This is a genomic window from Bacillus sp. EB600 (genome assembly GCF_024494385.1).
Classification (GTDB): Bacteria; Bacillota; Bacilli; order Bacillales; family Cytobacillaceae; genus JAEVLT01.
On the sequence record NZ_JAEVLT010000042.1, the window covers coordinates 15,934 to 36,915 of the forward strand.

A 20,982-nucleotide genomic window follows, 5' to 3' on the forward strand; every position below is an offset into this window, starting at 1 on the left:
AAATAATTTAAACGAAATATAAATTGTAACGTGTAATTTTTTCCCGCCCAATTGTTTCGTTAACCGTTTACTTTATTGTGAGTTGTTTAACCTCGATCGTAACAAAAAGATTAATTTTGAAAATAAAAGGTTAATTTTTAAATGACCCTATTATCATTTAACAATATTTTTCTAGTTTCTTTTTTACAGGAAATTTTTTGGTGAATCGTGATGAGTTTATCTAATTTCTGACTGTAGTAAATTGTCTTATGACTATTTAAACTAGTTGCTTCAGCAACCTGTATTATTTTTTTCTCAATTGCTTGATTTCGTGTTCTATTTCATCTAATTCTATAAATCTCATACCAATTCCCCTAATCGCTTATTATCTTTAACTGTTTTTATGCAAAATGAGTAGTTTGTTTCATTTTTAAAACGTCTTTATTTGTTTTAAAACAGCTTTATTGTGTCTATACAGTCTGATCCTGTATATGTGTTTTCCACAAATGCGCGTTTTGTTTATGTAGAAACATTCACAATCTCTTCTAATGACAGAATACTTATTAAAATTCCTAAATTAAGACGTCCTTTGGTTCATATTCTTAATGTCACTTTGAATTTCACCAATTGTTTACTAAAACAATTTTACCAACTGCCTTTTTGGCTTCATAATATTCATGTGCTTCAGATATTTCGTCGAAGGTAAAGCGTCTTTGATCAATTAATGGACGAAGCTTACCTTCCTCAATAACAGGTGTAACTTTCTTCAATATCTCTCCATTTATGTGACGGAATTCTTCATGCAAAATGGGTAACTCTATGAAAACAACATGGAAATTCAATGACTTTAAAAGAAATGGACTTAAGTTATAGTTTTGACTTACAGCAATGGATACAATGGTGCCATATAAAGAAGCTGCCTCAATAGATCGCTCTAGATTCTCACGATCCACGGTATCGAAAATATATTTAAACCCCTTTCCATCCGTATACATATCCACATAGTCTCGTACTAACGTTTCTTTATAATTGATGACTACATCGGCTCCAAGTTCTTTCGCGATTTGAGTTTTTTCTGGTGTGGAGACTGTTGTATATACCTTGGCACCAGCCCATTTTGCCAACTGCACTGCAGCGTGTCCCACTCCTCCTGTAGCACCATGAATCAGAATCTCATCTCCTACCTGAATTTTGGCACGTTTAAATAGAGCTTCCCAAGCCGTGATAGAAACAACTGGTAGGGCAGCTGCTTCTGCAAACGACAAATTTTTCGGTTTATGGGTTAGCAATCTAGCATCTGCCAGCATATATTCTGCTAAAACACCTCCCGAACCTTTAACACCACCTGCAAAACCGTATACCTCATCACCTGGTTTAAAATCAGTAACCCCTTCTCCTACTTCGGTTACAATACCAGCCACATCTCCATGTAAAACAGCTGGAAATTCAGGAGCTAATCCTGAAAAAACTCCACTGCGGATTTTTGTATCAATAGGATTCAAACTTGTAGCCTTTACCTGAATCAAAACATACATTGGTTTTACTTCTGGAACAGGAATATCTTCTAATTGAAAAACAGATGGCTCCCCAAAAGAACGGATTACTTGTGCTTTCAAATCAATCACCCCAATAAATAATTTTGAAAATATAAAGTTTGTCGTAATACATGGATCCTGGAAACTACATCCCATTGTACTTTATTGTTTTTTTGAATCTATTGAGTCGAATTCCCATGATTAAGCACCTGCTTTCTTTCAAACATTTCTGCCAGAAATCCGGACCACCCGAAAATATGTTTTTCTTTAAGGCGTCGATACCATACTATAGAAAGACTTCCTGCCATGTATTTCGGAATCTCTGTCATACATTTTAGTGCGTGACCTTCTCCTATTTCCAATACAGTTACTTTCGTTTTAAAAGAGCCTATCTTATTTTTAAGTGTGACCTCATAACAGCCAGGAGCAGGAAGTGTATAATAGGGCTTATGTTTTAGTGTATTGCCGTTCCATTCACATTCCACTTTGTAAGGATGGCCTAAAAGTGAAGGCAATTCATCTACTTTTCCTTTTAATAGTTTTTCCCGAATGCAAGTTGAACTGATCTTCTCTCCCTGGAGTTCTAGTTTTTCCACTTTCGTTACATCAATTAAACCACCGGAATCATTTTTTAACCGATCCATATTTCCGGTACCTTTGTACCCATACGTGTAATCAAAACCTGCGACTGCATGGACAACACCAAGATTTATCAAATATTGGGCAACAAATTGCACAGGCTGAAGAGAAGCAAATTCTTTATTAAACTCAACTATATAAAAGGTATCGACACCAAGTTTACGAAGCTCCTTTTCTTTTTCGGCAAGTGGCATTAAATAGTGAATTTTGCAATTAGATATAACCGTTTTGGGATGTGGAAAGAAACTCATGACCGCCAGTGAAAGGCTTTTACGTTTGGAAATTTTTGCAGCGGTCTTTATCACTTCGCGGTGACCTTTATGAATACCGTCAAAAAAACCTAAAGCCACTACACTTGGTTTTTCCTTTTCCTGCCAATATTCGATATTATCCTGATTTAAAAAAATCTTTTCCATACAGTCTCCTTTCAAACCTATAAAGTGACAGCCGGTTGTTCTTCTGTTAAAGGACGATAACGTCCACTGTAAAAAACAAGAGGTTCAGAATCTTCAAGGTGAATATCAGTTACTTTTCCAATAAACAACGTATGATCCCCTTCAACATGTACTGCCGATACCTCACAAGCTATTTGTACAACAGCTCCAGGTATAACTGGTTTACCATCAAGCCGACCAAATTTAACTTCGCGGTCTTTTAATTGTCCAGCAAAAATCATCGAAACTTCTTGTTGATCAACTGCTAGAATATTGACTGTAAACATATTGCTTTCTTTAATTTTATGAAGAATTTTGGCCTTTTCACCAATGGAGATCACAACAAGCTTTGGATCAAGTGATACGGACATGAAAGCATTGGCTGTCATACCATGAACTTCTTCTCCTTCCACTTCTGTTGCTATTATCGTTACACCTGTCGCAAATTTTCCCATTGCATTTCGAAATTGACGTTCTTCCATATCATTGCCCCCAAATATTTCCTTTTAGAAATCATATATTTATTCTCTATTTCATTTATTTAAGAGTATGTGTCAGACTAAATTGCAGCCTGACACATTATTAGATTGACTATCCTTTAACAACTGTTGTAGGATATCCAAAGAGATTTTGTCCATATGCGGCCATTGCATCTTCATATAACGATGTCATATGAGTTGCAATCGTTATGATGTCTCTTGTATGCAATTCAACGATATCCCCTTTACTAATGGCATTTCCTCCAAGTGTTGTAAGAACTTTGTTGGCGATTTCTGCACAATACTGAATGATGGTTGCCCTTATAGCAGCGAACTCTCCAGGTCCGATTGCCTGTTCATGATTTTCCAATAAATCAATATATTGTTTCATTAAACCATCTGCTGCCTTATATTTGATTGTCAATTCAGCTAATACTCTTTGTCCCCGTGAAGACTCCTTTTCTGATACTCCTCCCTGGAAAATACGAGTCCGTTTTTCAGTACGGTCCTTAAATTCTTTTAACAAGCGTTCTGCCCCGCCAAGTGCCATGTTTGGAAATCCGATATAGAAGGCAGAGAAAAATGGCTTATGGTAGAATGGATAATCTTGATCGTAATCTGCTTCTGGTGTTCTTCCTAATTCTACTAAAACCTTATCGATACGCAGGATCCGTTCCATTGGAACATAGACATTGTCGGCAATAACGGTGTTACTACCGGAACCTCTTAAACCTAAAGTATCCCAATTTTTTAAAACTTCCACTTCAGATGTTCTCATAACGGCCATGCTAAACTCCGGCCCTGTACTTTCTGAGAATTCCATCAATAGGCCTAGTCCAATCCAACCGCTATATAATACGCCGCTTGCAAAATTCCATTTTCCCGAAATGCGATAACCATTGCCATCCTTTTCTGCTTTTCCTACTGGTGCAAATACATCACAAATTAGTCCTCCATCATTCGCAATTTCATCCATCCCTGCTTGAGATAAAAAGGAGGGCAATGTATTATGAAGAGGATAAAAATAAGTCAGCCAAGCTGCTGACATATTGTAATAACCAACCTTACGAATGATCTTGGCAAATGTACTAAAATCTATTTGAGGACCGCCATATTTCTTTGGAAGTAAGAGTCTGGAAATTTGTGTTTCTTTTATTAAATTGACAACGTTTTTAGAAATAGTCGCATTTTTCTCCGCTTCTTGAGCTTCCTGTTCTGCAAGTTTCCCAATCTTTTCAGCACCCGCTAATAACTGTTCAACTGTAATATTTTCTTCTTTTATGACCTGATTTGACATCATAACCCCTCCAATTATCATAATATTCAGAATAAGTTAGGTAAAAATTGTATATTAAGTACATGTCAGACTTCACATTCACCTGACATGTACGTAATCTTTTCATAAAAATTAATGCAAATTTCCTCCAAAAAACTGTGTTACTAATTGTAAAAACATTTCCCGCTTTTCAATTTGCATCCAATGTCCGCATCCTTTAACAAGATGCAACTGAGCATTTGGTAAATGCTGCAGCATGGATAAACTGCTTTCTTTTGGGACAAATCGGTCTTCAACCCCATGCACTAACAGGAACGGTTGATCCATCTGTTTTAATGCAGACGGAGGGATAAGCAACTCTCCAGGCATGGAAGGAAACATATTATTTAGATAAGAATTTCGGACTTCAGGACGCATAATCATGCCATAACGTTCTCTTAAAACTGCTTCTAATTCATCTCCTAGACTCTTTTGATCATAAACGAACCATGTCGTTAGATTCTTTAAGGCAGAAAAACTTGGATTTTTGTAAAAGCCCATCATTCTCAATAATTCCGGAGTGACCCCAGGGGTTTCCCCACCTGCACTTCCCATCAGCATTACTTTTTCAAAGCGTTCCGGTGCAGTCATGACTAAATTTAATGACACATAGCCACCCATTGAATTTCCTACAAGATTTGCTTTCTTGATATTTAAAAAATCCATTAATTCAAGAATTTGCTCTACACGGCAATTTGTCCACTCCCAAAAACTCTTTGGAGGTGTTTCGGGATGGTCGGATTTTCCAAAACCATAATAATCTGGTGCAACGACATGGTAACGATCCGTTAATGCCGGAAGAATGTCTTTCCAGTTCGTTTCGGACGTTGCCCCCGGTCCTGAACCGTGGAGGAAAATAATTGTCTCTGAATTTGACTCTCCTCCTTCACAAAAAAAAGTATGATAGTTTCCTGTATTCATTTTCTTTGCATGATAAGTACCCATATTACAACACCATCCTTACATTTTATCTAGGTAAAATTCCATTGCTTGCTTAAATATAAGCGCTTTCATTAATTTGATTTTACTGAATTTTATAATTATTTCCTACTTACAATGTGTTTGAAATTTAAAATCATATTTACCTAAATATTAGTACAGTTTATACGAAACCAGATAAAAGTAAAAAAACCCTCCCCTTTGTTAAAGGGGAGGTCATAACAGTCTATCATTCTATATCCAATTCTTCACCTTCCATATCCATATCCATTTCAATATCGATATCAACTTCACCAGACAGAATTAAAAATTGGAGCACCATAAAGATCTGATAGGAAATACTTGGCTTTTTAATGTCAGTTTCAAGAATTTCATTTATTCTGTCTAATCGATAACGCAATCCGCTAACAGAAAAATTCATAAGACGGGCGGTTTTAAGAACGTTACAACCAGTATTTAAGTATATATAAAGTGTCTTCATTAATTCCCAATTTTTTAATTTATCTTCTTCCATTAATTTACCCATTTTTTTACGAATAAGTTTCTGAACATTTTTTTGGTTATTCATTTGAAAAAGAATTCCTTCAATTCCCAAGGCATCATATGATACAATATTTCGGCTTTTATTTGCTATTTTTAACGATACAAGACTTTCTTCATATAGTTGGCCTATATCATCCAGAGTATTAGAAATGGAGCTGATTCCAAATTCAAAACGATTTTTGGGATATTTTATCAAAATATGGTTATATAATTTTTTACATAAGAGTTGATTACTCCTTTGATTTTTCAACAACTGGTTTCCTGATAAAAGAATAATGATATTCTCGGACTTTTGCCCTATTAAAACATTGATTTTATGATCTTTGAAATATCTGTCAATATGATTCATTAATTCCTCGTTGAATTCAAGTTCCTCAATAAGGGATGATTGATCCTTTGACTTAAATGCGATGATAGAATATGAAGGATTAAGTTTTAAACCTAAATAATAAGCTCGTTTTGTTATTTCTTCGATTTTCATGGTACCTGAAAGAATATCTTCCAGAAAGCTTCCTTTTACCCGCTGCTCAGATTGAAAACGAATTCGTTCATTCAACAGACTTAGCGAACTGGTTAAAGAGGCTCTCTCAATGATCATTTTATCTAATTCTTGCGGCTTCGTTTTTTCGTAGAAAAGGGAATAAAACGCTACTATTTTTTGATTCAAGTAAATAGGGGTTATAAGTATGCCGTTATCATCATTAGTTTGAATAAATTCTGTTTTATTTACTTTTATAAATCCTGGTATTTTTATTGAAAAAATATCATCTTCCGAAATACCGGCCACAGCCAAAACATTATCATCCACATCTTTAATAAAAGCGGGCCGTTTGGTAATTTGGTTAAGTAATTTAAGCTGGGAGGACAAACTGTTATCTCGGTGAATTTCTTTCATCAGCTTTTCATGAATACTAAAGGACTTATTGAGGTTGTCTCTTTCATTTTTCAATTGTTCATATGTCTGATTCAATTCATGGATAAGACTTTCCATTTCATAATATCTTAATTCATGGTCAACTTCACCATTCCATTCTTTTACAGTCCGGCAAACAACCCGACAGTATTTATGCCCCATTCCCTGACACTCAATCTCTTTTAAAATAACCTTTTCTCCCAAAATAGTTGAGAGATATCCGCTCGCTAAACCAGTTAGCGTATGGCAAACTGGCTGATTACTAACACCAAAAAGTTTTATATGCTCCAGTGCCTCATAAGAATTTGTCCAAAATCCTTCTAGGTTCAAGGTACCTTTAATAAAATCCACTTCAAGTTTTTCAATTTGGTTATCTTCTTGATAGCCATGCAAGCTATGAATTTTAGGGCCAAGCGCCACAGTTTCCTCTTTAACACCGTATATATCTATCATATTCAATGCATCACTGACTCCGCAATTCCAACCATAACGGAGGAGGAAACCCTTTGTTCGTTCCACTCCCATTGTTTCTATAAGTTCTTTACTTAATCTTCCAATAGCATTAGCCGGTATCGTTATGACTCTTTCATTTTGAAAACCATCAAGATTTTTTCCATATAAGTTATTATAAACCTGATTTAATTCCAACTGTTCGGTTCCCATGTTCTCACTCTTCATGTCTTTGCCTCCAAGCAATAGATTTTTTCTTTCATTACCATTCCAATACTTGATCTGCAGGCTAAGAGAGCGTTTACAATCGAATCCATTCCCTTATGTTCCATCCATAATAGATTCCAATAATGAGTTTTTCATAGACTATATTTGTACGATAAAGGAATTTATAATCTATGTCAAAATTTTCACAATTATTTATAGTATTTTCTAAAAATGCGATTTAACTGGCATTTCAATAAAAATATAGGTTACAGATAAACTGCAACCTATCACTTTGTTTTTTTGATTTAAAGTTCGGCAACCTTTGACAAATCAGTATGGATTTTCATATGACTTTTCGGATACGTTTTACATGCTAAAGTGTAGTTCAACTCTCTCTCCTGATCGGGCAATACTGCCTTGGAGCATTTCAGCATCTTAAATTGTCCTTCTTCGACTTTTATTTTGCACAAACCGCATCCCCCGCCTTTGCAGGCATATGGTATTCTCAAACTTTGTCTGTTTGCAGCATCTAAAATACTTTCCCGCTCATCACATACTATTCTCGGGTTTTTTCCAATTTCATCGACGACAGTAATGGTAAGCATTTATTCTCACCTATCTTTTTAAGTAATAATTTGCCTAGTTTAATTAGGTTAACGCCATAAGGAAGGATTCGGACATTTCTCTTCGATGATAAAAAATTCCTTGAGCAATTTTATCTTCCGTCCAGGTGATTGTCGGAAAATCAGCATACGTAATGTAACCGCTTGCAAAAGCTTCATTCCGATTCCCGGAAGGATCAAAGAAATACGTTGTTTCTCCACGGGTAATTCCATGACGTGTTGGAGTCACATCGAATGTAATATTGTTTCTCGTTAAAATGTCAGCTGCTTTTAAGACATCATACCAATTATCTACAAAAAAGGCAGTATGGTGAATTTTCTTGTCGGGTCCTTTTATAAAAGCAATATCGTGAGGTTTTCCATTCCTTGCATGTATGAAACTTCCTATGGTGTCTTCTCCATCAATTGTTTCAATCTTTTCACTCACAAACATGTCCATTACTTCTGTAAAGAATCTCGTCACCAGCTTTACATCATTACCTGTTAAAGCTAAGTGGTCTAGACGGTGTGGAGCGATGCCACGTGTTCCTTCCGGCCAAGGGTGGGGATTAAGGGTTCCTGTTCTCGTCCCAACCTGAACAATATCATGGTATAATTCAGCCTGATGACCGGTTGGAAGTTCAAAGCGGATTGCTTCCCCTTCAGCCAGACGTGTTCCTTTTGAAACTCTTTTTAATGTACAGCCAAATTGCTCAATCCTTTTCTCAAGTACTTCCAAATCGGATTCTTTTTCGACTTTAAATGCCAGGTGATCCAAACCTGGGGAATCAGCTTCCTGAATAATAAGGCTATGATGATCATATTCATCCCATGCTTTAAAATATACTCTTCCATCGCTTCTAGCAACTTCATCCAGACCGATAATATTAGTGTAGTATTTTACGGACTCCTCCAAATCTAATACTCTTAATTCAGCTCTTCCAAGTCGCATAATTGACATTTTAAACACCTCTTCTCGTTTTTTGAAACTTTATAAATCTATTTTAATATTTAATATTTTCAGAATATACGACTAGATTTGCTGTTTTTGATGAGCTTTTTCTCTTCTTTTTCGTATAATTTATACTAATAACAAAAGATGTCCTAATGGAAAACTATAATAATAGTGTTGGTTCTATATGCTTCGTTTTCAGCAAAGCAGAGTGAAATTTGTTTTAATCATCAAAGAGAGATATCCATTCACCTTGTTTATCAACTTTTTATCGTCATTTTATAAAATCCATTTTTAAAATGGATGGAAAATCGAAATTTTTTTTGAATTCATGATTAATTTATACCAATGTAGCTTTTCAAGAAAATTTCACAAAGCTCAATTTAAATTTGCTATAAATGAAATAACCATTTGGGGACAACCTGGGGACACAACGAATAATACTGTTCCCAAATTGCCCCTACTATATAAAATTCTTAATAATTGCTATTCCGTTATATCCACTTTTTCCTACGAAATCTGTTACAATCATACCCACTATTTATCCCTGGCAGCGTTGAGGTCGGGGTTCGAGCCCACTATTCTCCATAACCCAAAACCCTTGCACAGCAAGGATTTTTCTTTGTTTTCCCTTTTTTTCTAACTGCATAATTAAGTAAATGTGCACAAATGGTGCACAGACAGAATTTTCTTCTCCATAATTTTGTTCGATTTCTATTATTAAATATTCGTAAAAACCCTTTAAAATAAGGTATTTCCGTCTATCCACACTTGGGAATCACAATGTCCTTTACTCCCATTGAGGTCAAGGATTATTAAGGTAAGTCACAATATTCTTTAAACTATATTGAAAGACTTTAGTCTCTATTGAATTGTATATATCATAAAGGTACTCACTATCCTCCTCATTTATTAAATTTTTTCACCATCTTTATCAAATCTTTTTCTCACCTACTCTTTACTTTACAAAAAGTGAGCATTTCCCTTTTTAAGTTTATTGGAGGAAAGTTAGCAGTTATGATGATGTCTGGGTAATAATAAGTAAGTCACTTTTACCTATTAAACAAGCAAGGCCCGATTAGGCCCTGCTTGTTATTTGACTATTACATTTCAAACCATTCCTTCCTGTAAACGGTACCGACAAATCAGTTCTTATGTCACCAGACCTTTTCGGTTTCACGGTAATGGTTTTTTCTTTTCCAGGCTGGACTTCGGAACACTTTTTAACAATGACTACTCCATTCTAATTAACAAAAAAAATTCATTCCGTTTGTATTCCCTGCCATTCATCTCCCAGAAGCATTAATGCTTTTAATGATAAAAGCAATTGAAATTTTATTTCGGGATCTCGAAAATCATTTCCTATTAAATTAGCGATTTTGTTTAAACGGTAGCGGAGACCACTATTCGAGATGGATAATTGTTCTGCAATTTGTTCAAAACTCCCACTATGTGTGAGAAAAACATACAGTGTCTCAATTAATTCCACTTTACTCTGATCAAGATTATTATATAAATTTCCAAGAGTTAATTGTGCTAATTTTCGTATTGCGAATTTATTTCCTTCACTTACAAATATACCCAGAATACCTAATTCATTGAAGAATGTAACCGGGGATTCCTTCGTCGAAAACTTAAGAGCCGTGTCAGCTTCTTTAAAAGCTTCTTGCACTTCTTCTATTACTTTGCTGTGCATGGAACTAATTCCAGCAAACCAAACAGTATGAATTAGTGCTTTTCTAAGGTAAGACATAAAAGGATAAATCACATACTCTACTGTTCTCTTCCCTAATTGTTTTTGCGGTAAAATGACAAATAAACTGTCTGTCTTTTGTCCAAATAATACACGAATCCCTTTATCTGACATATATTTGGAAACGTATTCAAAAATTTCAATTTGTAAATTAGGATTAATTTTTTGTTGTTGATCTGTCATTTTATATCTAAGGTGAATAGCATAGTATCCACCTGTAAAATCTAAGTCGATGAAGAATGCCTTTTTCATTAGTTCTTGTCACAAGGTGGACACTCTATTGATGACCATCGAATCTATATCATAGTTACACTTATTCTTACTTTCAAACAGAAACGAGCAATATGCGACAATTTTATCCTGCAGATAAATGGGAGAAACAAGTCTGGTACAATCTGAATGTTGAATTTCAATTATATTCCTAATAGGTCTATTATTTTCTAAATAGAATTGGAATTCTCTTTTTATCGGTTTATATTCATCTTTAGTAATGCCTTTTGCTAAAACAACCTGATGATATAAATCCTCTATGACAACCGGCCTCATAATTTGCTTTTCAACTATGTCTAAAATCGTCTCAACATCATTTCCTTTGATTAGCCCATCTGTTAGAGCATGATCAATTTTCATGACTGTAGATAAATTATTTTTTTCTTGTAATAGCGTTTCATACGTATGTTCAAGTTCTTTTAAAATAGGTAGCTGTTTATGATTGATAAACTCTTCACGGACTTCTTCTTCCCAATCAGAAAGTAAGCGGCCTTCCCAAATACAAAAGGGTGCCCCTTCTCCAATGCATTGATGTTCTTTAAAAAATACTGTTTCACCTAAAAGATAGGAATTAGCCCCGCTTGCGTAACCGACAAGTGAATGACAAATGGGATGGTCTGCTTTACCAAAATGTTGAATATGCTGTTCGGCTTCAAATGAATTTTCCCAAATTCCTTTAAACCTATATTTTTTAACATGACCATCTTCCATTTCCAATACATTTTCCGTGACAGTAGCTTTTACATGACCTTTTACGGTATGAAATTCCGGAAAATAATGAATTTTTTCCATCATGCTCATTACCCATAACTCTATTATGGCGAGGCTATTAGAATCCATTTCTGAACCAATGGATAAGGCGATGGAGGAAATACGTAGAATTACTTTCAATAGTCCAGTTTTAGCACAGATTGTTCTCAAAGAACATCGTCAGATTTATCAAGCAGTAGTTGAACAAAATCCATTATTAGCTCAACTAAAAATGGCAGAGCACCTTGATCATTTTGCGGGGAAAATGTTAAAGGGAAAATAACAATAGAGGAATTGTTTTACATCTTATTAAAAAAGAATACAACCTATTTATAGATGAGAGCAGGGTGTTCGCCTAATGACTTCCTCCTCATCAAACCTCCCTTCCCCGTTGAACTAGACAGCTAACAAAGATATTGTTATAACGAAAACTTTATTTGCCCTTTGAAAAGTTAATTTTCGAACCCCTTTCTTTTTAATCTCGTTCTTTTACTCTTTTATAAAGACTACTTTAGTTATTAACTTTTAATACTTACTTGTGGAAGGCTAAATACGAATAAACAACCTGCTCGAAAGAGATTAGGTTGTTATGCGCGCCTTAGAGGATTCGAATCTCTGACCAACCGCTTAGAAGGCCAATAAGCCGGAAGTGTAAGAAATGAAGAAAATTTAGAGAGAGTATGAGAATAAAAATAAACTTTGAAAACATTATTAAAAAAAGGCCTTAGAGTACATTCACTGGTAAGACAAGCCGGGAATTACCCGGCCTACTTTCTTTTACAAAAAAACCGCTCTAAGGCAGTCTTTTAGTTTAATATTTTAACCCTTATTTCTTTTGCCCCAAATTGCAGTGCTTCACTTTCACTAGGCATATAGACATCAATTCTATTTCCCTTAATAGCTCCTCCCGTGTCGGCTGCAGTGGCTTCACCATATCCTTCAACAAACACTTTTGACCCTAGTGGAATGACAGATGGGTCAACTGAAATGACTTTTGCATCTGGGTTTGCCTTTAAATTTACACCTGTTCGTGTGATCCCTGAGCAACCTTCACACGATGCTGTATATGCTGTGGCTTTAACTGTGATTTCCTTGGATACATTCGTTTGTACCGCAGCGGGTGCAGGTGCCGGGGTTGCCGTATTATTGTTCACAGGTTTAGGTGGGGTTGCTTGTTGGACTCGTTTTACATGAGCAGGAGCACTTGATTTCTCATTTGTCTGAGCGCTTACCGATGGTTGAGGTGCTGCTGCCGTGGTATTAACCTGTGCTTTTGTTGAGTTCCCATCCGGATGCTTAGCCCTTTCTATTTTACTGGGAGTTGCTGAATTATCATATATTACTAAATTTAATCCAGGATGAATAAGATTTGTAGATAAATTATTCCATTCCTTTAATGCTTCGACAGATACATGATTGTCAAGGGCAATCTTCCATAATGTATCCCCTTGCTTTACCGTATATTGCTTATCTGTTTGAATTGCCAAGACATCCCCCGGATGGATTAAATCCGTTGAAAGATGATTCCATTTTTTTATGTTTTGAATAGAAGCATTATGTATATATGATAACTTCCAAAGTGTATCTCCTTTTTTTACAACTACTTCTTGGGCTTGTACGCTTGCACCGATGGCACCCGAGATGGTTACTGCTGCTAACATAGAAAATACGTGTCTTTTCATTGAATAAACCTCCAATCTCATTCATTTAACGAAGTTGCTAGATCAATGATAACACGAAATATTCAGAGAAAAAGAACATACGTATGTTAATTAAGTTACATAAATTGCATTAATATCACAATTCCATCTCAATATGATGGAAAATTCAGTTAGTTTTGACTTCTAATTTTCAGACGATAACCGAAGCGATGACAATCCTTAAATTACAAATTTTACTTTTTTATTAAAAACAAATACCACAATAGCATGAATCAATTCTTTTTATTAGAATTGGATTCAAATCAAGATTCATATGATAGAAACATTGTTTTATTTTTAATAAAATTCATGAAGAGGATATGAAAAAATTATTTTAAAAGGGAAATACGGCCACTTATTAAATTGATGTATTGGTCTAGATGGAGAAGTATAGAAGGTAGTATAGGTTTGTATTTAAGAGATAAGTCAAAGGTCCATGCAATTTAAGATTGGAGGGAATAATTTGATATTCAATACCAAAAAGAAAGCGGAAATAGGCGATCATATCTTTTTTAAAAATGGAATCAAAGGGATCGTTGAGAAGGTTAATGAAAATTCAGTGATTGTAAAGATAACCAAAAATAAGACTGAATTGGAATTTGAAGAAAACAGAACAGTTGTATCACATAAAATTATAAGGTTATTTAATTGTGCATATTGTGAAGGAAAAAATCAGAAATTTCATAGAAGTGACAAAAATTCTTTTATTGAACAATCATGTTCATTTACTCATAATTCCCTCGAATTCGATACTTTTTTAAATTTAATAGGCTCCGAGAGTGCAACCGGAGTCTGAGTAGATCACTGGACCCTTTTTGCCATTTTGGATGTTTTCAAGATACTTTGGCCTCTTTTTTCTTAAGATAAATTAAAACTGATCATAGTGTTCTTGAACAACTTCTTGAGCGCCAAGGGGGGTGAATTTGTCTATTTTTCTGGTTGATGGATGGTTTTATACATTCCAGTTATATCAATAATTGGGGGGATGTTTTGAATCGGCTCTTATGGCTGATTTTGCATAAAATTCTGTATAAAAAAACGGATGGTTATTCGCTCACAAGTATAGTAGCATTATGTTAACTAAGTCTGAATATCTTATACATTCCATTTAAAAACGATCAGGGAAAAACAAAAGATAACGATTGTTGTATTAAAAATGTTTGGATGTCTCGCGTACATACTCAATCAATGGAAAAAGAATTTTTTCTTCCAGAGCTTCAAAACATCATCGAGCAAAATACGCTGGCGATCAAACAGAAAAGCTTCCAGCAAGTAAAATACACGGGGACTGCTGTATCCAGCCTTGTTTTCGAGACATTTTAATACTTATGATTCTCATAAACTAAATGAAATTCCCTATCTTCCATAGAATCTCCACTGTTTTTTACTCCCTCTAATTGGACACCATTTACTAATTGCTTCACAAGAATCACTCCTTTGTTATTGATAACCAAAAAGTAATTCAAAAATAAAAAAGGTGAAATCACCAAAATTCATTTTTCCAGCCCCAAAATCAAATTTAAGCCTTAAATTTGATTCCAAATTTCAATTTTATATACTTTTTTTAAAATATTAATAACCTTAATAAGTTTCAACATACATGATATAGCATAAATGAAAAAGGTGAGTCATTGGACTAACCAATACTCACCTTTGTTTTGAATGATAGACTTGTAAGGTCCTTTCTAGACCGTTTTATTTCACAAAAACCCCAAATGGTTTTCCTACCACTGAACTCAGGATACAGGATATTGCTCAAAATCGTTGGTGTGATCTCTACTACGATTCTGGAATAGGAGAATATTTTCTTAGAGTTAAAGGGAAAAGGGATGAAATCCGACATGCATTGATCAAGAAATTGGTTTTCGAAAGACTCCAAAAATTGAGGGTAAGAAAAAGGCTTTCCCCACATTTATACCCAACTGACGAGACTCCATTGTTTACAACCAATTGGGGAAAGGCTTATGATTTTAGGGATTTGTCTATATATGTCACCAATATCATCAAGCAAACGAATTTTGATTTTATAAAATACAAACAAGAAAACGTGACACCCCTTTGAAGGAAATCATGAAAAAGGAAAATGACGCAGCGCAGTATATTGATGAGAAAAAATATTAAAAAACTTACCAGCTGATTTTTTATTTGAAAATCCTTGTAATCCAGCCTGTTCTGTTAATGGAAGAAGAAATGTTCGGTTGGCGTTGCCATTCCTTTCATGTTAAAAAGATACTTATAGATTCCAAAACTAATAATTCACTAAAATAGGATTTTTCCCACACCGATTAGACTACTAATAATTCCTATTCCATTCATGGTGCCTTTTCCTACTTTAAGTAAGCCTCCAAGTATTCCCGGCCGGCCTATACCTTCGTTATTCCACCATCCCATCGGGGACCCCGGACCACCCCATCCCATGGGATTTACCTGTCCCCCCCAGCCTACAGGGTTTCCAAAACCGCCCCAGTTTGCCTGTTGCCCACCGGCGCTATAACCAAAGGGATTGGCGGACGACGGCAGCAAAGCGGCGAGGTGTCCTTGTGCGAACATCCCTGCGTGATTGACTGGTTTCGCCCAAGGGAGGGGCTGTTTTTGGGAATTGAAACCCGCATGGCCAGCTGATGGAGCCCAACCTAGAGGCTGACCTTGTGCGAACATCCCTGCATGGTAGATCGGTTGCGCCCAAGGAGTGGACTTTCCTTGGGACGCAAAATCTGGATGTTCGGGAAGCTGCGGCCAGTCGGCCAGCTGCTCTTGCCACTCCCAATTGTCATGATTAACCGGCGGCATCGAATTCCCTTTGTGTCCATGAGGTGTAAAATTCTCATGGTCAGCCGGTGTTGTCCAACTGGAAGAAGGCTCTTGTGCTGTCAAACCCGTTTGGCCGGCGGGAGAAGTCCAATTAACAGGTTGTTCCATACGATCAAACCCCTTTAAACTCCCGGGACTATTCCAACCGGCCGGATAGACTCGACCACTCCAACCCTCGGAAATCCTAAAACCATTTATTCCTCCAAATTTGGGTATTTGGGGCTGTGAATATAATGATGGTACTAAAATTTGGTTATTATATAGCTGCCCTATCCCCTTTGAATTCACATACCAATACTGGTGCATACGCCTATTCCCCTCATTTTAAAAACATAATGTTAGACTTAGCCTATGTAATATTCCTTTTTAAGACTGGTTAAATAACTAGGTCTACAAGCCCATATTTAAAAGAATGGGTGCGTGGTCTTGTTGATTTATTATCAAGAGCAGCAAAAAAGGCTCCTAATCTTTTTACACACATATTTCGTTGCTTTAAGAGGAAACTAAACCGAATAGTCTTGAAACTAAATATAATAAAAAATCTAATTATCCAAGGAAATCTTTTTAGTGGAGAAAAAGCAATAATATCAACTACTAAAAACAAAACCCCTATAATAAAACCGATTAAGATTTCTAATAACTCACTTCCTGTATGCAACTTTATACTTTTTTACGATTATCAATGAAAAAAGTTTGGTTTTTGAACGTCATTATTGGTTGCTTTTAACATCCATTTACAAAATGTATGCCCGAACATATGAGACGTAAGTTTTTTCTGTGGTAAACCAAGCTTTCAATCATAGTCTGGATTCCATGAAACGTAAATTGTGGAGACCGCCGGCTATAAACACATAAGGAGATTCTTCTACATGCTCTTTCTTGTTTGACATTTCTGCTCTAAAGAGTAACCAGTCGTCAGTTCCTGCCACAATGTATTGGACATAGGCACTGTACGAATCTTCCTTCCTCTCCCCAAAATTCGAATTCGGTTTAACTCCATGTCAAGATCGGTTAACTTTAAGTTGGAAAGTTCATCTACCCTTAAACCAGCGTACGTCAATAAATAAATAATGGCTCGATCTCGTCCGTACTTTTCTCTCGGGTTCACTCCTGTGCTTTTACCGGTGGCTTTCTTACTAATCTTCAACTTCTTCCTCTGTAAGCCACATAATTATTCTTGGTCTTCATCAGCCGACTTGATATCCTGAATTTCTTCCATTGGAATATGCTGTAGCTTTTTATTTTTTTTGAGCCACGAATAAATACCTATTGAGTTTAATCGACGATTAATCGTGGTGATCGCGAAAGTTTTTCCATCATTTGGATATAACATGAAATGATCCATTTTCTTACATCTGTTGCCGTCACAAAATGATCTGGCTGTATATGTAAATCATTCATAAAAATAAGGATATCATTCTGATAGGAAATAATGGTTTTCGGGGGCTTATTCTGTTTTTCAAGACCGGTGATATATTCTTCTAGCACTCTTTCCATCTCTTAACTTATATGACAAGTTTAATGACCTAAAAATCATAGTAAATTGTATATCTTTATTTAACAAAAAAGCTTAGAAACAAAAAAGGGATAAGAAACAGGAGTAGTTTTTACTGATTGTTATTTACTTTTCTCCATCCCTGCAAAATAATTGTTTTCAATGTCTGCAAAGTTAAATACTCTCCCGGAAGACATATTTACAATTTCTCCAACTGTAACATTTTTATTTAATAAGTGGTTATGTAATTGATCGAGATTTTCTGAAAAAAACAATAAGGAAGGTGTGCCAAGATTTAGTTCAGAATGCATTTTAGCAATGAATTCTTTGTTGTGAAGAACAATGCTTGTTTCAACATCATTTGTTGGGGCTATTTCGACCCATCTCATTCCCTGACCGTTATCCTCTTCAGAAATTATAGTGAAACCTACTTTTTCTCTCCAAAAAATACTACCTCATCTTGGTTATTTACATATACCATTATTTGACCAACTTTATTTATCATTTATTTCACTCCTTTTCAACTCTTTTCAATTCACAACTTATAAAGTAAACCTACCAGTTTATTAAACAAAAATAAAAAGTGTTGATTTCGGAAATTAAATGAGCGTTAGCAATAACCTTAAAAAATAGATATATTCATTATTTCGGCTAACCCTAGCCCAACATAGTGTATATTAGTACGATGGACAATGGGGGAGGACCATGAATTTTATCGATAAAATGGAAACGGAAATCAATGAATACATTCAATTAGTCAAGGAAAAGCAAAAAAAGGATGGTTCTTGGCGGTATTGCTTTGAGAACAGCCCAACAACGGATGCGTATATGATTATCGTTTTACGCATTTTGGAGTTTAATGAGGAAGAAGTTATCCAAAAGCTTACCAGTCGTTTATTAGCGTTACAACAAGCAAATGGCTCTTGGGGGTTATTTGAAGACGATATAGGTAACCTTTCTACTACAGTTGAAGCCTATACAGCTTTATTCATTTCTGGCTATGTTGAAGTATCCAATGAAAACATGAAGAAGGCAGAAGGTTTTATTCTTGAACAAGGTGGAATTGAAAAGACACACGTTTCAACAAAATTCATGCTTGCTTTGAACGGTCTTTATCCATGGCCTAAATTTTTCCCCTTCCCACTTTTTCTTATCTATTTCCCTTCCTTTCATAAATTTAGCTCTTATATTCGGGCACATTTGGCTCCAGCCTTTATTTTAGGACATACTAAATTTTCTATTCGTAACCATCAAGTCCCTGATCTTTCCCATTTGTTTTTACACGAAAAGAAAAAACATAAATATCCCCAAAAAACTTTTTTTAGCTTTTTTTCAAAACGTGCTATTCAAAAAGCAGAGATGTATATGTTGGAGAGAATTGAATCAGATGGCACCTTATACAGTTATGCAAGTTCAACTTTTTATATGATTTACGCCCTTCTTGCTCTTGGTTACGATCGCAAGTGCCCAATGATCCAACATGCTATTTTTGGGTTAAAGTCCTTTCTTTTTAAGGAAGATGGGGAATACACTTTTCAAAATTCGCCAGCCACCATTTGGGACTCTAGCCTCCTATGTTATGCCTTACAGGAAGCGGGAGTAGCATTAGAAGATAAGGCCGTTGTTTCTGCGGCTGAATATTTATTATCAAAACAGCAACCAAAAGGTGGATGGGGATTTTCAGAAACCAATACAACCAATCCGGATGTAGATGACACACAAGCCGCATTACGTGCGATTACCCGTTTTTCAGTCATGGATGACAAATACCGCAAAGCCTGGAATTCAGGGTTAAAATGGCTGTTTTCCATGCAGCATGACAATGGCGGGTGGAGTGCCTTTGAGAATCGACAATCTAAATCAATCCTCACATTATTACCAATTCAAAATAATATTAGGGATTCGTTTATTGATTCAACCGCTTCTGATTTAACAGGAAGAACACTTGAATTCCTTGGTACGTACGCAGGTATGACATTACAACATCCAAAGATAGGTGATGCGGTAAACTGGTTATTGGAAAATCAAAAAGAGAACGGTTCATGGTATGGCAGATGGGGGATCTCTTACATTTACGGAACGTGGGCGGCTTTAACGGGATTAAGGGCTGTCGGAATTTCAGATGATCATCCATCCGTTCAAAAGGCTGTGAAATGGTTAAAAAGCATTCAAAACCCAGACGGCGGCTGGGGGGAATCGTGTCAAAGTGATCGATTTAAAACATATTGTCCACTTGGCTATTCTACCCTTGTACAAACAGCTTGGGCGGTTGATAGTTTGATATCGGTTTATGACCAGCCCGTGGCTGAGATCGAAAAAGGGATTGAATATTTATTAAATAGAAAAAACTTATCAGATAAAAGTTTTTCTTACCCTACCGGTGCGGGGCTGCCAGGCCACTTTTATATTTATTATCACAGTTACGTTCATATTTGGCCGCTGTTGTCATTAGGTCATTATCGAAATAAATACCTTTAAAGAATTTAAATTCAACTCCATATCCGTACCTGGGGTATATTCACAGAAAATTAAGATAAGTTAAAAAGAGTTAAGTACATGATCAACGTTTTATTTGTATGCCGTTCACCAATGGTTGAAGCTTTGTTTCGTGACTTAGTCAAAAAAAACTTGGCTAACAAAATCGTAGTTGATTCTTCTACAACCAGTTCGTGGTAAATCTGCTTCCCCCCCCCCCCGCACGAAAAAGCCCTTAATACTCTGATAAAATACAATATCTCTTCTGATGGGATTGTTGGACGCCGACTAAAGAAAGAAGACTTTTGGAAATTCGTATATTATCGGTATGGACAACAGCAACATAAAAAATATTTATAGGATAACCGGCAGGCCTAATCATCCAAAGATCATTAGGCTGCTCGATCTGCCCAAGTACAGGAAGGATGTCCCCGATCCATTTTACACAGGTGATTTTGATGAAACCTATCGTCTTGTTTTAGCTGGCTGCCTGGCATTATTAAATAAAATACGCAGCGAACAAAACTTATAACAAAAATGCATCCATCTTAATCCGACGATCAAACCAGTCTCTATTTCACTAAACCCATTCTGTGAATGACCCCTCCTTAACACCCTTTCGGGTTGTTTTGAAGAAGGGGCTTCCTGATTCATCAACCGTAGCATAGTAGGGGTTTTCCAATATGTCTTACACAATCTCCACAGGCGTAGATTATACTGTTCGGACACAACCTTGCCCTA

17 protein-coding genes and 3 pseudogenes are annotated in these 20,982 nt (G+C 35.8%); 4 read left to right on the plus strand and 16 right to left on the minus strand.

The genetic code is table 11. The features are described from left to right. Positions 1-137: 137 nt before the first annotated feature. The 11 genes from JN080_RS30030 to JN080_RS24620 form a co-directional block, all read right to left on the minus strand. Positions 138-299 carry a Spo0E family sporulation regulatory protein-aspartic acid phosphatase gene (locus tag JN080_RS30030; protein ID WP_375141763.1) on the minus strand — a complete coding sequence of 54 codons (162 nt, stop codon included), beginning with the start codon at positions 297-299 and terminating at the stop codon, positions 138-140. 300 nt (positions 300-599) lie between these two features. Further along, positions 600-1,595: a zinc-dependent alcohol dehydrogenase family protein gene (locus JN080_RS24575; protein WP_256238607.1), complete on the minus strand. Its 996-nt coding sequence runs from the start codon at positions 1,593-1,595 to the stop codon at positions 600-602. A gap of 98 nt (positions 1,596-1,693) precedes the next feature. Further along, positions 1,694-2,569: an FAD synthetase family protein gene (locus JN080_RS24580; protein ID WP_256238608.1), complete on the minus strand. Its 876-nt coding sequence runs from the start codon at positions 2,567-2,569 to the stop codon at positions 1,694-1,696. Between the two features lie 17 nt (positions 2,570-2,586). Further along, positions 2,587-3,069, minus strand: a complete 483-nt coding sequence (locus tag JN080_RS24585; RefSeq protein WP_256238609.1) for a flavin reductase family protein — start codon at positions 3,067-3,069, stop codon at positions 2,587-2,589. A gap of 109 nt (positions 3,070-3,178) precedes the next feature. Continuing rightward, positions 3,179-4,363, minus strand: a complete 1,185-nt coding sequence (locus JN080_RS24590) for an acyl-CoA dehydrogenase family protein (protein ID WP_256238610.1) — start codon at positions 4,361-4,363, stop codon at positions 3,179-3,181. A 111-nt stretch (positions 4,364-4,474) separates the two neighbouring features. Further along, on the minus strand, positions 4,475-5,326 hold the full coding sequence (locus JN080_RS24595) for an alpha/beta hydrolase (RefSeq protein WP_256238611.1): 852 nt from the start codon (positions 5,324-5,326) through the stop codon (positions 4,475-4,477). A 223-nt stretch (positions 5,327-5,549) separates the two neighbouring features. After that, entirely contained in the window at positions 5,550-7,454 is a 1,905-nt protein-coding gene (locus JN080_RS24600) for a XylR N-terminal domain-containing protein (protein WP_256238613.1), read from the minus strand. A 284-nt stretch (positions 7,455-7,738) separates the two neighbouring features. Beyond that, complete coding sequence (locus tag JN080_RS24605) at positions 7,739-8,038, minus strand: 2Fe-2S iron-sulfur cluster-binding protein (RefSeq protein ID WP_256238614.1); 300 nt, start codon at positions 8,036-8,038, stop codon at positions 7,739-7,741. A 43-nt stretch (positions 8,039-8,081) separates the two neighbouring features. Next, positions 8,082-8,996: a catechol 2,3-dioxygenase gene (locus JN080_RS24610; protein ID WP_256238615.1), complete on the minus strand. Its 915-nt coding sequence runs from the start codon at positions 8,994-8,996 to the stop codon at positions 8,082-8,084. A gap of 1,252 nt (positions 8,997-10,248) precedes the next feature. Beyond that, positions 10,249-10,992, minus strand: a complete 744-nt coding sequence (locus JN080_RS24615; protein WP_256238616.1) for a PucR family transcriptional regulator — start codon at positions 10,990-10,992, stop codon at positions 10,249-10,251. A 9-nt stretch (positions 10,993-11,001) separates the two neighbouring features. Continuing rightward, positions 11,002-11,805, minus strand: coding sequence for a 4-vinyl reductase (locus JN080_RS24620; RefSeq protein ID WP_256238617.1), 804 nt, complete (start codon positions 11,803-11,805; stop codon positions 11,002-11,004). A 55-nt stretch (positions 11,806-11,860) separates the two neighbouring features. Between JN080_RS24620 and JN080_RS24625 the strand changes: the two genes are divergently transcribed. Then, the gene (locus tag JN080_RS24625) at positions 11,861-12,043 is read left to right on the plus strand and encodes an FCD domain-containing protein (RefSeq protein WP_256238623.1); all 183 of its coding nucleotides are present in this window, start codon (positions 11,861-11,863) and stop codon (positions 12,041-12,043) included. 523 nt (positions 12,044-12,566) lie between these two features. On the opposite strand, the gene JN080_RS24630 is transcribed toward JN080_RS24625, so the two are convergent. Further along, the gene (locus JN080_RS24630; RefSeq protein ID WP_256238618.1) at positions 12,567-13,442 is read right to left on the minus strand and encodes a LysM peptidoglycan-binding and 3D domain-containing protein; all 876 of its coding nucleotides are present in this window, start codon (positions 13,440-13,442) and stop codon (positions 12,567-12,569) included. Between the two features lie 454 nt (positions 13,443-13,896). Here JN080_RS24630 and JN080_RS24635 point away from each other — a divergent pair. Continuing rightward, positions 13,897-14,091: pseudogene (locus tag JN080_RS24635) on the plus strand (DUF2187 family protein); the annotation flags it as partial. Positions 14,092-15,719: 1,628 nt separating this feature from the next. Here the strand turns inward: JN080_RS24635 and JN080_RS24640 are convergent. The 4 genes and pseudogenes from JN080_RS24640 to JN080_RS24655 all read right to left on the minus strand — a co-directional run bounded on the left by JN080_RS24640 (position 15,720) and on the right by JN080_RS24655 (position 18,271). Next, positions 15,720-16,379, minus strand: a complete 660-nt coding sequence (locus JN080_RS24640; protein WP_375141764.1) for a hypothetical protein — start codon at positions 16,377-16,379, stop codon at positions 15,720-15,722. A 757-nt stretch (positions 16,380-17,136) separates the two neighbouring features. Continuing rightward, entirely contained in the window at positions 17,137-17,418 is a 282-nt protein-coding gene (locus JN080_RS24645; protein WP_256238620.1) for a tyrosine-type recombinase/integrase, read from the minus strand. Between the two features lie 128 nt (positions 17,419-17,546). Beyond that, the gene (locus JN080_RS24650; protein WP_256238621.1) at positions 17,547-17,759 is read right to left on the minus strand and encodes a hypothetical protein; all 213 of its coding nucleotides are present in this window, start codon (positions 17,757-17,759) and stop codon (positions 17,547-17,549) included. A 129-nt stretch (positions 17,760-17,888) separates the two neighbouring features. Next, positions 17,889-18,271 (minus strand): annotated as a pseudogene (locus tag JN080_RS24655) (VOC family protein). Between the two features lie 200 nt (positions 18,272-18,471). On the opposite strand from JN080_RS24655, the gene JN080_RS24660 reads away from it, so the two are divergent. Continuing rightward, on the plus strand, positions 18,472-20,244 hold the full coding sequence (locus JN080_RS24660; protein WP_256238622.1) for a terpene cyclase/mutase family protein: 1,773 nt from the start codon (positions 18,472-18,474) through the stop codon (positions 20,242-20,244). A 78-nt stretch (positions 20,245-20,322) separates the two neighbouring features. Further along, positions 20,323-20,773: pseudogene (locus JN080_RS24665) on the plus strand (low molecular weight protein-tyrosine-phosphatase). Positions 20,774-20,982 lie beyond the last annotated feature (209 nt).

Coding starts and splice junctions, on each gene's coding strand:
- JN080_RS24615 (WP_256238616.1), bottom strand. CDS start 10,992: ATGAAAAAGGCATTCTTCATCGACTTAGATTTTACAGGTGGATACTAT.
- JN080_RS24580 (WP_256238608.1), bottom strand. CDS start 2,569: ATGGAAAAGATTTTTTTAAATCAGGATAATATCGAATATTGGCAGGAA.
- JN080_RS24590 (WP_256238610.1), bottom strand. CDS start 4,363: ATGTCAAATCAGGTCATAAAAGAAGAAAATATTACAGTTGAACAGTTA.
- JN080_RS24640 (WP_375141764.1), bottom strand. CDS start 16,379: ATGGAACAACCTGTTAATTGGACTTCTCCCGCCGGCCAAACGGGTTTG.
- JN080_RS24600 (WP_256238613.1), bottom strand. CDS start 7,454: ATGAAGAGTGAGAACATGGGAACCGAACAGTTGGAATTAAATCAGGTT.
- JN080_RS24620 (WP_256238617.1), bottom strand. CDS start 11,805: ATGATGGAAAAAATTCATTATTTTCCGGAATTTCATACCGTAAAAGGT.
- JN080_RS24585 (WP_256238609.1), bottom strand. CDS start 3,069: ATGGAAGAACGTCAATTTCGAAATGCAATGGGAAAATTTGCGACAGGT.
- JN080_RS24605 (WP_256238614.1), bottom strand. CDS start 8,038: ATGCTTACCATTACTGTCGTCGATGAAATTGGAAAAAACCCGAGAATA.
- JN080_RS24630 (WP_256238618.1), bottom strand. CDS start 13,442: ATGAAAAGACACGTATTTTCTATGTTAGCAGCAGTAACCATCTCGGGT.
- JN080_RS24610 (WP_256238615.1), bottom strand. CDS start 8,996: ATGTCAATTATGCGACTTGGAAGAGCTGAATTAAGAGTATTAGATTTG.
- JN080_RS24625 (WP_256238623.1), top strand. CDS start 11,861: ATGGATAAGGCGATGGAGGAAATACGTAGAATTACTTTCAATAGTCCA.
- JN080_RS24660 (WP_256238622.1), top strand. CDS start 18,472: ATGAATTTTATCGATAAAATGGAAACGGAAATCAATGAATACATTCAA.
- JN080_RS24595 (WP_256238611.1), bottom strand. CDS start 5,326: ATGGGTACTTATCATGCAAAGAAAATGAATACAGGAAACTATCATACT.